This window comes from Nonomuraea sp. NPDC048882 (genome assembly GCF_040649755.1).
Lineage (GTDB): Bacteria > Actinomycetota > Actinomycetes > Streptosporangiales > Streptosporangiaceae > Nonomuraea > Nonomuraea maheshkhaliensis.
In genome coordinates this window covers 1-14,016 of record NZ_JBEZGB010000030.1, presented here as the reverse complement: position 1 = coordinate 14,016, position 14,016 = coordinate 1, and the positions used below count along the sequence as shown (strand labels likewise).

12 protein-coding genes are annotated in these 14,016 nt (G+C 70.0%); 3 read left to right on the top strand and 9 right to left on the bottom strand.

The window, feature by feature from the left end:
- Positions 1-3: 3 nt before the first annotated feature.
- From AB0C27_RS52405 to AB0C27_RS52370, 8 genes are all read right to left on the bottom strand, one after another.
- Positions 4-1,218, bottom strand: a complete 1,215-nt coding sequence (locus AB0C27_RS52405) for a cobalamin-independent methionine synthase II family protein (protein WP_357862173.1) — start codon at positions 1,216-1,218, stop codon at positions 4-6.
- Entirely contained in the window at positions 1,215-2,255 is a 1,041-nt protein-coding gene (locus AB0C27_RS52400; protein WP_357862172.1) for a peptidyl-alpha-hydroxyglycine alpha-amidating lyase family protein, read from the bottom strand. Before AB0C27_RS52400 ends, AB0C27_RS52405 begins: the two co-directional genes overlap by 4 nt.
- Positions 2,252-3,502 carry an amidohydrolase family protein gene (locus AB0C27_RS52395; RefSeq protein WP_357862170.1) on the bottom strand — a complete coding sequence of 417 codons (1,251 nt, stop codon included), beginning with the start codon at positions 3,500-3,502 and terminating at the stop codon, positions 2,252-2,254. The genes AB0C27_RS52400 and AB0C27_RS52395 overlap by 4 nt, the downstream gene beginning before the upstream one ends.
- 64 nt (positions 3,503-3,566) lie before the next feature.
- Positions 3,567-5,936 carry a CoA transferase gene (locus AB0C27_RS52390; protein ID WP_357862168.1) on the bottom strand — a complete coding sequence of 790 codons (2,370 nt, stop codon included), beginning with the start codon at positions 5,934-5,936 and terminating at the stop codon, positions 3,567-3,569.
- Positions 5,933-6,997: an oligopeptide/dipeptide ABC transporter ATP-binding protein gene (locus AB0C27_RS52385; RefSeq protein WP_357862166.1), complete on the bottom strand. Its 1,065-nt coding sequence runs from the start codon at positions 6,995-6,997 to the stop codon at positions 5,933-5,935. Before AB0C27_RS52385 ends, AB0C27_RS52390 begins: the two co-directional genes overlap by 4 nt.
- Positions 6,990-8,069 (bottom strand): ABC transporter ATP-binding protein, encoded by a 1,080-nt coding sequence (locus AB0C27_RS52380; protein ID WP_357862164.1) that lies wholly within the window; start codon positions 8,067-8,069, stop codon positions 6,990-6,992. The genes AB0C27_RS52385 and AB0C27_RS52380 overlap by 8 nt, the downstream gene beginning before the upstream one ends.
- Positions 8,066-8,935: an ABC transporter permease gene (locus AB0C27_RS52375; protein WP_346105082.1), complete on the bottom strand. Its 870-nt coding sequence runs from the start codon at positions 8,933-8,935 to the stop codon at positions 8,066-8,068. Before AB0C27_RS52375 ends, AB0C27_RS52380 begins: the two co-directional genes overlap by 4 nt.
- Positions 8,932-9,867 carry an ABC transporter permease gene (locus AB0C27_RS52370; protein WP_357862162.1) on the bottom strand — a complete coding sequence of 312 codons (936 nt, stop codon included), beginning with the start codon at positions 9,865-9,867 and terminating at the stop codon, positions 8,932-8,934. Before AB0C27_RS52370 ends, AB0C27_RS52375 begins: the two co-directional genes overlap by 4 nt.
- A gap of 1,111 nt (positions 9,868-10,978) precedes the next feature.
- Here AB0C27_RS52370 and AB0C27_RS52365 point away from each other — a divergent pair.
- From AB0C27_RS52365 to AB0C27_RS52355, 3 genes are all read left to right on the top strand, one after another.
- Complete coding sequence (locus tag AB0C27_RS52365) at positions 10,979-11,347, top strand: hypothetical protein (protein WP_357862161.1); 369 nt, start codon at positions 10,979-10,981, stop codon at positions 11,345-11,347.
- A gap of 613 nt (positions 11,348-11,960) precedes the next feature.
- Positions 11,961-12,299, top strand: coding sequence for a hypothetical protein (locus AB0C27_RS52360; protein ID WP_357862159.1), 339 nt, complete (start codon positions 11,961-11,963; stop codon positions 12,297-12,299).
- A gap of 14 nt (positions 12,300-12,313) precedes the next feature.
- On the top strand, positions 12,314-13,099 hold the full coding sequence (locus AB0C27_RS52355) for a hypothetical protein (RefSeq protein WP_357862157.1): 786 nt from the start codon (positions 12,314-12,316) through the stop codon (positions 13,097-13,099).
- 77 nt (positions 13,100-13,176) lie between these two features.
- On the opposite strand, the gene AB0C27_RS52350 is transcribed toward AB0C27_RS52355, so the two are convergent.
- Positions 13,177-14,016 (bottom strand): transposase (locus AB0C27_RS52350; protein ID WP_357862155.1); only part of this gene is annotated, 840 nt, incomplete at its 5' end.

Below are 14,016 nucleotides of genomic sequence, written 5' to 3'. Positions count from 1 at the left end.
GGGTCAGTCGGCCCACAAACGATTGCTGGCGAGCCGGGCGCCTTCGGCGAGAGCGGAGAGCTTCGCCCAGACGATCTCCTCGTGGCCCACCCGGGACCCGATCCCGCAGTCGGTCCCCGCCTGGAGGTTCTCCTTCCCGACGACACTGGCGAAGTTGGTCAGCCTCTCGGCGATGAGCTCGGGATGCTCGACCAGGTCCGTGGCGTGGCTGACCACGCCGGGGATGAGGATCTTGCCCTCGGGCAGCTTCACGTCCTCCCACACCCGCCACTCGTGCGCGTGCCGGACATTTCCGGACTCGATGGCGTAGCCCTGCGCGTTGACCTTGATCAGCAGGTCCGCGATGTGCTCAAGCCCGATGTCCTGCGTGTGCGGACGGTGGCCGCTGCCCCAGCAGGTGTGCATCCTGATCTGCTCGGCGGGCAGCCCGTCGATGCTGTGGTTGATGATCTCGACGGCGGACTCCAGGTAGCGGCGCAGGTCCTCGACCGTCCAGGTGGGGTGGAACTGCCAGGTGGTGGCGAACTCCGGCTCGTCGATCTGCACGATCAGCCCGGCGTCGGTGATCGCCTTGTACTCCTCGCGCAGCGCCTCGGCGACGGCGATCATGTACGCCTCCTCGCTCGGGTAATGCGCGTTCCTGGCTCCCGCGCCCAGGCTGAGCGGGCCGAGCGCGGCGATGAAGCCGTCTGCCTCGTGACCGGCCGCCTCCTTGTCCGCCACCGCCTTCTTCAGCGCGGCGATGTCGGCCGCGATGGCGTCGTGGCCGATGTAGGTGATCGGGGAGGTGCACACCCGGCCCTTCGTCGGCGGCTTGGGCGCGGCGCCGGGGGTCGCGAAGCCCGGCCTGACCGGCCCTCCCGATCCGGACAGCCAGAGGCCGGAGACGTACGTGCCGGGGAAGTCGGCCTTGTCGCGCGCCGCGACGTACTCGCGCTTGGGCGGGACGTCCGGGTCGATGGGCAGCGTCTCCCAGCCGGTCACGCGGGCGTGGATGTAGCCGGCGTAGCCGGCCATGTTCGCGGCCTTGACGTACTCGCCGTCGTTGACCGTATCCAGGCCGCAGGCGAGCTGCCGGTCCACGACCTCGCCCACGGCGCCGGGCAGGCGCGCGTCGATCGCCTCCCGGTCCCCTTCGGCGATCAGCTTGTCGAGATCGGACGGGCGCGGCAGGTTGCCGCCGTGTGTGGTGAGGATCCGCCGGTTTCCGCGCCTCATGCGTGTCTCCTAGCCGAGGTTTCCGCTCCCGCGCCGACGCGCGGGAACTTCTGCAGTTGGTGCCGGCCGCACGACCGCGCGACCCGGCCGGGTCTGATGGCGAAGCTGTAGGTGACCTCCGCGACGTACAGGTCGCCGCGGGAGTCCAGGGCGATGCCGTGCGGGGCGATGAAGTAGCCCGGCTCGGCGCGGTGCTCCGAGGAGTCGCCCCACCGCTCGATCACCTCGCCGTACGGGTTCAGCACGGTCAGCCGGCCGGGCTGGTCCCGCTCCGCCGTCCCGCGCGTGAAGGAGCTCTGGCCCTGCGGCCGCCACAGCTCGGCGACGTACACCGAGCCGTCGGGGGCGATGGTGAGGTCGCACGGCCGGCGCACATCGGTCCATTCCTCGATGAACGTGCCGTCCGGGGTGAAGATCTGGATCCGGTCGTTCTCGCGGTCGCCGACGAACACCCGCCCGTCAGGGGCGATGTCCAGGCAGTGGGGCAGGTGGAACCGGCCGGGGCCGGTGCCGGGCTCGCCCCACGAGCCGATCAGCTCGCCGTCGGGGGTGAACCGGTGGACGCGGCTGTTGCCGTACCCGTCGGTCACGTAGAGGTCGCCGTCCGGTGCGACGGCCAGGTTGGTGCACCGGTTGAACGGCGGCCCGCCGTACCGGACGCCCTCCACGCTGTGCACGCGCACGGGTTGTCCGGAGACGTACCCGGTGTCCGACGCCGCCCCTGGCGTGCCCAGTGTCATCAGCAGCTCGCCGCCGGGGGTGAACTTGCGCACGGTGTGGTCGCCCGCGTCCACGCAGTAGACGCTCCCGTCCGGCCCGACGGTCAAGCCGTGTGGGGTGGTGAAGACGCCCTTTCCCCAGCTCCGTACGTACGTGCCGTCGCGTTCGTACACGATGACCTGGCCGTCGAAACGGGTGAACAGATAGACGCGGTCGTCGGCGTCCAGGTCCACCGCGGCCACGTCCGCGTGGACCAGGCCGTCGGGCAGCCGCTCCCAGTCGGCGTCCACCTCGAACCGCCCGCGGGTGATCGTCATGATGCCGCCCCCGACCGGGGTGCGGGCAGCCAGCCCCACGGATGTGTCCCCCACACCGGCGGGACCAGGACACCGGCCCGCACGGTGTGGACCGGCCGCAGGCCGAAGCCGCCGTGGAAGACGTCCTGCGTGGTGTCCACGAACTCGAAGTCGCCCTCGACCAGGTCGATCACGGTCAGGTCCGCCTCCCTGCCGACCGCTATGGCGCCCAGCTCGTCCGCGGCGCCGATCGCACGGGCGGCGTTCGCCGTGGTCATGCGGACCACCTCGGCCAGGTCGTAGCCGACGGCCATGAACTTGGCCATGCACTCCAGCAGGGAGTGGAAGCTCTCCCCCGCCGCGGTCAGGTCGCTGCTGATCGTGTCGGGGGCCAGGCCGAGCGCGCGTTGCTCGCGGGCGACCTGGTAACCGAAGTTGCCCCGGCCCAGGGCGGAATCGAGGACGACCCCGCGCTCGCGGGCGGCGAGCAGGGCGGGCAGCATGCGGTCCGCGGCGTCGGTCACGCCGCCGTGGTTCGGGGTGCACAGATGGGTGAGGATGTCCCCGGCGTCGAGCTGCTCGATGGCGTACCGGGTGGCGGGCTCCAGCAGGTGCGGGTCGGGGCGGCGGCGCGCGGACAGGTCGCCGATGTGCACCATGAGCGGCACCCCGTGCTCGCGGGCCACCGCCTTCGCCGCGGCGACGACGTCTTTGCCCTTGTCCGCGATCAGCGGCCCGACCAGCCGCAGCTTGATGCCCTGGACCAGGCCGGGGTTGGCGGCGACGCACCTGGCGATGGCGATCGGGTCGATCTCGTCCATGCCGGCGACATCGACCATGGTCGGCATGGTGTGGGCGAAACTGCCGATGTTGAGGAACGGGATGACTCGGGTGCGGGCGTTCGGCTGGATGTAGGCGGAGAAGACCCCGATGTTCGCCACCCCGACGGACCCGGCGTCGACCAGCGTCGTCACCCCCGACCCGACGCCGATGACGTCCGGGTCGCAGCCCTCCATGCCCACGCCCGGGGTGATCGCCCCGTGCGCGACGTGCGTGTGGACGTCGATCAGCCCGGGAACGACGTAACGCCCGGCGCCACTCACGTCGATCACCCGGCGCGCCGCGCCGGTCGGCAGGTCCGCGCCGATCGCGCTGATCCGCCCGGCGGTGACGGCGACGTCCATGACGCCGTCGAGCCCTTGATCGGGGTCGAGAACCCGTCCGCCTTTGATCAGCAGATCGCACCGGGTGGCCGGGGCGTCGTCCATCAGTCCTCCTGTCGGGGATCCCGCTCAGCGAGCCGGGGGGTGCTGTCGGTTGCTCGTCGCGCGGTCAGAAGTGGTCCCAGCCCCCTGGCAGAGCGGTCAGTTGCACGGCCCAGGCCCGTTCGAGCGCGTCGGCGGAATCGGCCAGCCCGATCCCGGCCAGCACCTCCCGCCCGTCGGCGCCCGGGCGGCGCACCGGGTGTCCCAGGCGGGGTGGGTGGTGGCGGGCCCGGATGGCGATCCCGGGCATCACCACCTCGCCGGCCTCCTCGGAGACCTGGGTGACGGCCAGCCCTCGGGAGCGGGCGTACGGGTCGGTCATCAACTCCGCGAGCTTTGTGACGGTGTGCGCGCCCGCCCCGGCCGCGGTCAGGCGCTCGACCCACTCGTCCGCGTCGCCGGTGCGGAAGACGGCCTCCAGGGCTGCTTCCGCGTCGTTCTCCGCCAGGGCCCGCTTGAGTGCGGGCAGCGCCGAGAGCTGCGCGCGGGTCGCCCCGACGAAGAACCAGCGGTCGGCGGCCCGGTAGAAGCGGTGCCACGGGTCCGTCCCGAGTGCTTCGGGGCCGCACGGTTCAGCGCTCGTCGCGGTCCCGGCGCGCACCGCGTAGCTCGCCTGCTGGTAGAGGCCCGTCTGGGTGAGAGAGGCGTGCACGTGCCCGCCCTCGCCGGTGACCTCGCGGTGGTGGAGGCCCAGCGCGGCGGCGAAGGCGGCCAGGGTGCCGGTGCCGTAGTCGAGCAGGTTGTACGGGCCGAGGACGGCCGGGGGGCCGTCGCCTCCGGTCCTGGTCATGATGCCGGTCGCGGCCTGGCCCTGGGTCTCGTATCCTCGGCGGCTCGCCCACGGGCCGCCGGGCCCGTAGCAGCTCACCGAGACGTAGACGATGCCGGGGCGGCGGGCCCGTACGTGCTCGTGGCCGAGGCCGTAACGTTCGGCCGTCCGCTCGGGGAAGTTGCAGGTCAGGACGTCGGCCTCGTTGATGAGGCGCCACAGGATCCGCTGCCCCTCGCCGGACTTCACGTCCACGAGGACCGTGCGCTTGCCGCGGTTGACGAAGCCGTGCGCGCCGACGCGCCGCTGCGGTGCGTTGATCTTGACGACGTCGGCGCCGAACTCGGCCAGGATGCGGCCCGCGCTCGGGCCGGCCAGGATCTGAGTGAGGTCCACCACGCGCAGGCCCTCGTACGGAAGCCGGCCCGCCTCGGGCGGAAGCGTCTGGGGACCGGCCGCCTCGCCAGGGGACGCTTGGGAACCGCCGACCTCGCCAGGGGACGCTTGGGCACGGCCGGCCTCGGCAGGAGGCGGCGTGTCCAGCTCCGCCAGGATGTCGGCGCGGTCGGCGTCCGGCAGGTGGCGCGCCCTCCCCCGGAGCGGAGGCGCCGCCGGCACGCACACCGCCGAGCCCGGCATCACCGTCGTCCCGAGCAGCGGATCCTCGACCTCGACGACCTGCCCGGCGGCGCGGGCGTGCACGTTGTCCAGCCACTCGCCCGTCGTCCGCACCGCGGCGAGCGGCACGCCGGCCGCGTTCGCCACGTCCTCCCACTCGTGCGCGGTCCTGGTGCCGAACAGCGCGATCAGCCGCTCCCGCAGCAGCGACCGCAGCTCCGGCTCACGATCCAGCCGGGACCGGTCGGTCAGCCCCTCCCCCGCCCAAGCGGTCATCCCGGCCGCGTCGAGGAACCAGGTGAGGAAGCGGGTCGTCGCCCCGATCGGGTTGAACTGGACGTACCGGCCGTCCGCGCAGCGGTAGGTGCCGCTCCCGTTGGCGCTGATCGCCCGTTCCGGCGGCAGCCCGCGCTCGACCGGGTATGCGCCGCTCCCGCCGATGGCCTCGAACATGGCGTCGAACAGCGGGACCTCGATGCGATCACCACGGCCGCTGCGGTGCCGGGCGGTGAGGCTCGCCACGATCCCGAAGGCCCCGCAGAACGCCGCGAAGTTCGACGCGACGGGAATTGCGGTATATGTCGGGCGGGTGGCGTCCCAGCCGTCAGGCGCGTGCCCCGCCCGGATCCGGCAGTTGCCGGTCGCGGCCGCGATGACACCCTCCCAGCCCGGCACCCCGGCCCGCGGGTCGTCGGCGGCGAAGCCCGGCATCGAGCAGTAGACGAGCCGCGGATCGGCCGCGCTCAGGTCCGCCCAGCCCAGGCCGAGCCGGTCCATCGCCCCCGGCCGGAAGTTCTCGACGAGGACGTCGGCCCGCCGGACGAGGTCACGCGCGATCCTCAGGTCCCGCCCGCTCTTCAGGTCGAGGGTGATGCGCCGTTTGCCGCGGTTGAAGAACGCGTCCTCGACCGGCGGCTCGACCCCGGGGCGATCGACGTGCACGACGTCGGCCCCCTGGTCGGCGAGCAGCAGCGCGGCCAGCGGCCCGGCCACGTGATGGCCGAAGTCGACGACCCTGATGCCGCGCAGGGCCCCCGCGGAACCGGTCATCGTGCCGTCTCCTGGGGGTCCGACGAGTACTCGCTGAACATCGCGCCGTCCTCCACTGACCGCGAAGGCGCGGCGGGTGTCGGACGGTGCAGGACGCACGCGACGCTGTGATCCCCGTCGATCCGCAGCAGCGGCGGGTCCAGGTGCGCGCACTCGTCCTGCGCGACCGGACAGCGGGTACGGAAGCGGCACCCCGACGGCGGGCTCGCCGGATCAGGCAGGTCACCGTGGAGCACGATGCGCCGCCGCGCGCGCTGCGCGTCCGGATCGGGAACGGGCACCGCCGACAGCAACGCCTTGGTGTAAGGGTGCCGCGGGCTCTCCGCGATCTGCGCCGCGGGCCCCTCCTCGACGATCCGGCCCAGGTACATGACCGCGATCCGGTGCGACAGGTGCCGTACGGTGGCGAAGTCGTGCGACACCAGCACCAGCGCCTGCCCGGTCTCCTCCTGGATCGACAGCAGCAGGTTGAGGATCTCCGAGCGGGTGGACAGGTCCAGCGCGGACGTCGGCTCGTCGGCGACCAGCACACTCGGCGAGAGCGCCAGCGCGCGGGCGATGCAGGCCCGCTGACGCTGCCCGCCGGACAGCTCGTCCGGGTACCTGTCCGCGAACGCCGGATCCAGCGTGACCCGGCCGAGCAGTTGGGCGGCCCTCTCGCGCATCTCGCCCCGGCTGATCCGGCCGTGGACCAGCAGCGGCTCGGCGACGGCGTGGCCGACCGTCTTGGTCGGGTCGAGCGCGCCGTACGGGTCCTGGAAGATGACCTGGAGCCTGCTGCGCATCTCCTTCAACTCCCGGCCGCGCGCCCGGCTGACGTCCTTGCCCTCCACCTCGACCGTTCCGGCGTCCGGCCTGAGCAGCCTGGCCATCAGGCGGCCGACCGTGGTCTTGCCCGACCCGGACTCGCCGACGATGCCGACCGTGGTGCCGGCCTTGACCTCCAGGTCGACGCCGTCCACGGCCCGTACGCTCTCCAGCGTCCTGCCCAGCAGGCTGCGGCGCAGCGGGAACGACTTGGTCAGGCCGCTCACCCGCACGACCACCTGATCCTCAGCCACGGACGGCCCCCTTCAGAGTCAGGTCACCGCCGGCGACCCGGCCGCACCGCGTCCTGCGGTCATCGGTCAGGGCCGTGTCGGCCTGTGGTCGCGTGCAGAAGGAGTCGACGCTGTGCTCACAGCGGGGCTGGAACCGGCAGCCGGTCGGGAACTGTCCCGCCGACGGGACCCGCCCCCGGATGACGGTCAGGCTGGTCCGTGCCCGGCCCGACTGCGGCACGGCGCTGAGCAGAGCGCTGGAGTACGGGTGCTTCGGCTCGTAGAAGAGTCCGTCCACGGGGGTCCGTTCTGCGATGTGGCCGGCGTACATGACGACCACGTCGTCGCAGAAGTCCGCGACCACGCCGAGGTCATGGGTGACCAGCAGGACGGCCAGGTCGAGGTCGCGGCGCAGGTCACGCAGCAGTTCGAGGATCTCGGCCTGGATCGTGACGTCGAGCGCCGTGGTCGGCTCGTCGGCGATCAGCAGCTTCGGCTCGCAGGCGATGGCGGCGGCGATCATGACGCGTTGCTGCATGCCGCCGCTCATCTCGTGCGGGTAGGAGCGCAGCCTCTTCTCCGCCTTCGGGATACCGACCCGCTCCAGCAGCTCACGCGCCTGCTTGAGCGCCACCGAGCGCCGCTCGCCCAGGTGCAGCCGGCGTACCTCGGCGATCTGGTCGCCGACGGTCATCGTCGGGTTGAGACTGCTCATCGGCTCCTGGAACACCATGCCGACCGGCCCGCCGCGGATCCGGCGAAGCTGGCGCTTGGTGCAGGTGAGCAGGTCCACGCCGTCGAAGAGGACCGAGCCCGCGACGACCCCTACGGCGGCGGGCAGCAGCCCCAGGATGGCCATGGAGGTCAGCGACTTGCCGCAGCCCGACTCGCCGATCAGCGCGACCGCGCGGCCCTTGTGCACGTCGAACGTGACGTCCTCGACGAGTCCGCGCTGCACGGCGCCGCCGGGAAGATCGATGGTGAGCCCTTTGACGGCCAGCAACGGCTCGCCGCCCGGTCTCGGCTGGTTGTCCGGCCGCGATCGGGCCGTGGCGCCTCCGGCGCCGTTGTGCTGTTCCGGTCCCGGGGTCATGTGCGCCTCCTGAGGCCGACGGCGTCACGGATCGAGTCACCGATCGTGTTGAACGCGAGGACGGTCAGCACCATCGCGACCCCGGATGGCACCACCGAGAAGGGAGAGTCGAACTGGTTGGTGTACGCGGCCTTCAGCATCGATCCCCAGCTCGCGTCCGGCGGCTGGACCCCGAGGCCGATGAAGCTCAGGCTCGCCTCGGCCAGCAGCGCGACCCCCATCAGGATCGTCACCTGGACCAGCAGCGGAGCGGCGATGTTGGGCAGGATGTGCACCCAGAGGGTGCGCCGGGTGGAGGAGCCGATCGCCACCGCCGACTCCACGAAGGTCTCCTCCGCGACCGCCAGCGTCGCGCCGCGCACGACGCGGAACAGGCCGGGCGCGAAGATGATGCCCACCGCGAGCATGGCGTTGACCAGCCCGGGGCCGAGCACGGCGACGATGGCCAGCGCTCCGACCAGCGCGGGCAGGCTCAGGATCGTGTCGGCCAGCCGTCCCGCGACGGCGTCCACGACACCGCGGCGCAGCCCCGCCCACAACCCGAGCGGCAGCCCGATGAGCAACGCGACGCCCACCGAGATGAGCGGGGCGATGACGGCGATGCGCGAGGCCTGGATGATCCGGCTGGCCACGTCCCGGCCGAACTCGTCGGTCCCGAGCAGATGCGTCGAGCTGAGGCCGGCGAACCGGTTGCCCAGGTCCTGGACCTCCGGGTCGTGCGGCGAGACGAGCGGCCCGGCGACCGCGAGAAAGACAAGGAGCAGAACGAATCCGACGGCGACCGCGCTGGCCGGGCGGCGCACGATCGAGCGGACGACGTTGAGCGGGCGGGACCGCCGTGTGGCCGCCGTGGTCATCGTGGTCATGTGGTACGCACCTTCGGGTTGATCCAGCCGTAGGCCAGGTCCACGATGAGGTTGATCAACACCACGATCAACGCGCTGAGCAGGACATATCCCTGGATCATCGGATAGTTCCGTTGCAGCACCGAGTTGATGGCCAGGGAGCCGAGGCCGGAGATCCCGAACACCGCCTCCACCACGATCACTCCGCCGAACAGCCGCCCGGCCTGCAGGCCGAGCACGGTCACGACGGGGATGGCCGAATTACGCAGGATGTGCCTGCGGACCAGCCAGGCGCCGGAGGCTCCCCGCGCCCGCGCCGTGCGTACGTATGGGCGGGTGAGCACGTCGGCGACGCACCCCCGGGTGTGCCTGGCGAGCTCGGCGGCGGTGGCGAGCCCGAGCGCCGTGGATGGGAGTATGACGTGCGAGAGCCAGACCCCGAACCCCTCCCTGATGTCGACGTATCCGGTCGCCGGCAGCCAGGGATTGGTCAGCGCGAACAGCGACACCAGCACCATCGCCAGCCAGAAGCTGGGCATCGCGATGCCCAGCGTGGCCAGGGTCGACACCGCGCGGTCCATCCAGCTTCCCTGGGTCAGCCCCGCGACGACCCCGGCCGTGACACCGACCACGACCGCGACCAGGAGCGCCATCGTGGTGATGACCAGCGTCGCCGGCGCCGCCTCCGCGATCGTCGAGACGACGGATCGGTTGGTGGACAGCGAGCGGCCGAGGTCTCCGTGCAGGACGCCGGTGAACCAGTTGAAGTACTGCTCCAGCACCGGCTTGTCCAGGCCGAGCTCGGTGCGGATCCGGGCCACCTCTGCCACGGTGGCGTTCTCACCCGCGATCACCTCGGCCGGATCGCCGGGGATCAGCTGTACCAGCAGGAAGGTGAGTATCGACACAAGCCACAAGACCAGCAGACTGCCGCCGAGCCGGCGAATGATCATGCGTGGGCTCACCGTCACCTCCGTCCACCATGGGCGGAACGAAGTTCGCACTACTTCGATCCACAGGACTTTGTCCGATAATGGGACAAATTGTGCAATAGTTGTAAACGCCATGCTGCCCTGCGGGTAAGTTGGCGTCAAGAGGGGGCCGTAGCGTAAATGGCCGGTTTCAGGATCGTTACTCGGCCCCTGCCACAGGGCGCTGACCACATGAAACGCCGCCGTGTCAGACGCCGGCGGCAGGCGGGGCAGAGGTGGGGGCAAGTTGGGGGGCAGGTGAGGAGCAGGTGGGGGTCACCCCACGTAGCGGACAGTGCCAGGCAGCGCCTCGGGGTCACGGCGCAGGAGGCCACCGTACTCTCCGCCCCCGGACGCACGGCAGGGCCGTCGCGTCGCCCCCGGACGCACGGCAGGGCCGGCGTGGCACCTCAGGACGGGCTCATGGCCGGGCCCCGCCACACCCGACCGGGGCAGCCGGACCACCACGGCCGCACAACGCAAAAACCAGCCGACCCTGGAGTTGATCTACTCCAAGACCGTCTGGCCTTTTACAACCGTCGGGACGACAGGATTTGAACCTGCGACCCCTTGCCCCCAGAACGTGGAAGTATGCGTTTCCGCAGCTCAGCCACTATCTGGGAGAGCGGCAACACGTTCATCGACCTGCAGCTTGTTCAGGTGCGCGCACACCGTGTGGTCCCAATCTGGTCCCAACACCGCTGGGCTCACCATGGCCGTCAAGCTCATCGAGACGGCGAAGCCCCCTTGCGCAGTCAACGCCCCCGTCTCTCGCTCTGGTCCGAGCCGGAGCGAAGTTCCGCGAGACCAAGCTCATCGAACGCCCCGAGGAATCATCGGCCGTCGAGGAGCAACCCACAGCTGCATGAAAATGATCCACAGGTATCGGCGATGGGTGCAGCTCGTTCTCAGGAACTGCCTCACCTGCCAGACAACTGTTCTTGTGCGGCCCGCTGGCCCTGGTCAGCGGTGTCTCCGGTGTCGGCTGGGACCAGTCCGCGACGATCCGGCTGTCCTCCGGCGAGACCTGGCACGGCCTGGTGCTGGAGGTGAACCGCGACCTCGCGCTGGTCCAAGTGCTGGAGGGGTCCAAGTGCTGGAGGGCACCTCGGAAATGTCCAGAGACGGTACGCGCGTCACCTTCGCCGGCTCGCCCCTGCGCGTGCCGGTCGGTCCCGGCTGGCTGGGCCGGGTCTGTGACGGCCGCGGCGCTCCGCTGGACAGCGGCCCTCCCGTCTTCGGCACATCCACCGCTCCTGCGGGCGGCTTGCCGCTCAACCCCACCTGGCGGGTACCGCCCGCCGAACCCGTGCTGACCGGGGTGTCGGCCATCGACCTGCTGACCACGTTCGTCCGCGGCCAGAAGATCGCACTGTTCTCGGCGGCGGGCCTGCCGCACCTAGAGCTGGCCGCTCAGCAGCAGCCCGGCACCCAGGGATGCGACGACTTTGCCTGCGAGTGAAACCATGGCGATCTTCCTCTCTTTGCACATCGAGGATTCTAACTTTAAGTAGCAGACCGATTACGCCAAGGAGATAGGTGAGACCAGTCATATTCCGCGCGGTAGCCGCACAGGGATTCGGACATCGCAGTCGATTCACACAGATCGCTAGATGCTCTGCGAAACACCCTTGGATTATCTATCTGCGGGCATTTGTGCGTACGCATTCATTGCGCACAGAACGCTCCGACTCGTGGCGCGTCAGCTGTCGAATGGGTGATCATCACAGCCGTGGTCGCTGGAATCGCACTCGGCCTCGCGCTCCTTATCAAGAACTTCGTGACTGAATGGCAAGGAAAACTCGAGGACGTAGGCTCAGATAAGGCCGCAAAGTAGCGCTATGCACGTTTGCCATAAGCGTGCTGTTCCGGAACGTCTTGGTTCAACGTCGATATCCTCTCCACGCACCGCACAACCAGGAGACCGCTATGGGTGCCCCCGGCCCGGCAGTCCGGACGAGCGTCGTCCTCGCCCTTGTGCTCGCATCGCTCACCCCTGACCCTGCACCGCTTCCCCCGAATTCAGCGACGCCAGAGGTTCACGACCTTCAGCACCGGCCGGCGCGGGCTTGTGTGTGTTCGAAACCAAGGGCGACTACATCCACGTCTCATCCTCCGTATGGGAGGCATCGGGGCACGGCTGGTGGGTCAACGTCAACTGCAACGCCACGGCGGCGATCGTCACCGTCCAGTTGCAGCAGCACGTCAACGGCGGATGGACCGACGCCGGCTCGGCCGGCAAAGCCACCGTCAGGTCCGGCGGTGGTACAGGCAGCCGCTCGACCGGCCGAGCGGCATGTAACACCAATGCGGTCACCGCGTGGCGTAGCGTCATCGATGTCGATGTCCTGAACGTGCTCGACTCGCCGAGCACCCTCACCACGGGCAGCCGGAGCATCCGCTGCAGGCATTAGTACGAGAGGCGCCCATGACCAGCGCACCCGACACCACCTTGTACGTCGCCCTGCACGGCGAGCTGACCCCGCACCCATGGCGCGACCCCTCCACCGCCGCCTCGGACGCCTACAGCCTCTTCGTCGCGCGATCGTCAGCGATGGGCTGGCTCCGCGACCCGCCACACGACGGGTGCGGTCTTTGGGGGATGAACGACGCCGCCTACGAGCCAGCCGCCACCCGGGTGGCCTGGTTCCAAGCCTCACTACCCGCGCACCCCTCCCCCAGCGGCACATCACCGGTCCAGCCGTTCCTCGCCTGCGTACGTGACGTCGTCACCCGCCTCGGAACCCTGCACCTGAAAGCCGCCCAAATACTGCTGCCCCCCACCACCCACGAAGGAACCCCACGCACGGAAGCACGACTGCTACAAGAGGCAGGCTGGTTCACCGACCTGCCCCCACAGGCGAGAACCGCCATCCGCGTGACACTGGACAGCGGTCAGAACCCAGCCATCCGATCAGCAGCACCCCACCTGCTCGCATGGCTACGAGACCTAAAACAGGACGTCCTCACCGACCTCTCCCTCACCCATGACGACCCCATCACCCTGCGACCCGCCATCACCGACACACTGTGGCACGGCCCCGCCCACCACCACATCACCCTCAACGCCACCCTGCCCGAATGGTCACTAGACGCCATCGCCTGGCTCGCCACCCTCCTCACCGACGCCAGCCACCAGCACAACATCAACACCCCGCTCCTACTCTCCACAGCCCGCGACGCAGCGCCACCTCTTCTCATGGGTAAGCCCTGAAGCCACACTCAGTGCCGCACCAGGGACTGTACGGTCACTGGCTCTGGCCCGTAATCGGTGGTCGCGCTGAGTGATCTTCACTGCAGCAGGATGCGGTGGCGCAGGAGATCGAACCCGGCGCGGCCGTGCATCTGGCGCATGATCCTCTTCGTGCGGGTGTTGACGCCTTCGGTCCGGCCGTTGTGGTGCGGAAGGGTGAGTGCGGCGTTCACGGCGTCGCGGTCGAGTTCAAGGCCGTTGGCGAAGCCGTGCAGATGGGGCAAATCAGCGGCGCGGACGGTGCTGATCCACGCGGTGAGCTTGATGTCGTTGCCGTCGGCCGGGGCGAGAAGTGCGGCGAAGATGTGGACATGGTGGGCGAGTGCGGCCAGTTCGGGGCAGGCGGCGGTGAGCTCCTGCACCAGCTGGGTGTCGCTATCGCGTAGCCGGTCGGGGTGGGTGAGCAAGAGGCGTGCCAGGCGGCGCGGGGTGGTGACGGGCCGTTCTCCTTCGGCCCGGCCCTGGGTGATGTAGCGGTAGAGCAGATTGAGACTGCCGGTGTAGCCGCGCTCTTTGATTTCGCGGAACAACTGCTGCACAGGAACGGCCGGGTCGGCGGCGCGCCGCTGGCGCAGGTGATCGCGGTAGGGATCGACGAGCGTGGGCCGGTAGCGCGGAGCGCGGCGTAGAGCCTCGGGCTTGTGAGTGCGGGCGTAGCGCTTGATGGTGTTGAGGGACAGGTTCAGGCGGCGGGCGCATTCCAGGAGGCCGACGCCCTTGTTCAGCAGGTCGTGGATCTGCTGCCAGCGCTCGCGGGTGGTCTGTTCGTGGACGCCGGCGGGCCGGGTCGGGTTGACCGTGGCCCAGCAGGCGCTGTGGGAGCGAACCTCGGCGAGGACCTTGTCGCAGGAATTCGCCCATAAGGCACTGGTGGGCCG

Excerpts from the sequence above, each read along its gene's own strand:
- AB0C27_RS52405 (WP_357862173.1), bottom strand. The coding sequence starts at position 1,218 with ATGAGGCGCGGAAACCGGCGGATCCTCACCACACACGGCGGCAACCTG.
- AB0C27_RS52400 (WP_357862172.1), bottom strand. The coding sequence starts at position 2,255 with ATGACGATCACCCGCGGGCGGTTCGAGGTGGACGCCGACTGGGAGCGG.
- AB0C27_RS52395 (WP_357862170.1), bottom strand. The coding sequence starts at position 3,502 with ATGGACGACGCCCCGGCCACCCGGTGCGATCTGCTGATCAAAGGCGGA.
- AB0C27_RS52390 (WP_357862168.1), bottom strand. The coding sequence starts at position 5,936 with ATGACCGGTTCCGCGGGGGCCCTGCGCGGCATCAGGGTCGTCGACTTC.
- AB0C27_RS52380 (WP_357862164.1), bottom strand. The coding sequence starts at position 8,069 with ATGACCCCGGGACCGGAACAGCACAACGGCGCCGGAGGCGCCACGGCC.
- AB0C27_RS52375 (WP_346105082.1), bottom strand. The coding sequence starts at position 8,935 with ATGACCACGATGACCACGGCGGCCACACGGCGGTCCCGCCCGCTCAAC.
- AB0C27_RS52370 (WP_357862162.1), bottom strand. The coding sequence starts at position 9,867 with ATGATCATTCGCCGGCTCGGCGGCAGTCTGCTGGTCTTGTGGCTTGTG.
- AB0C27_RS52355 (WP_357862157.1), top strand. The coding sequence starts at position 12,314 with ATGACCAGCGCACCCGACACCACCTTGTACGTCGCCCTGCACGGCGAG.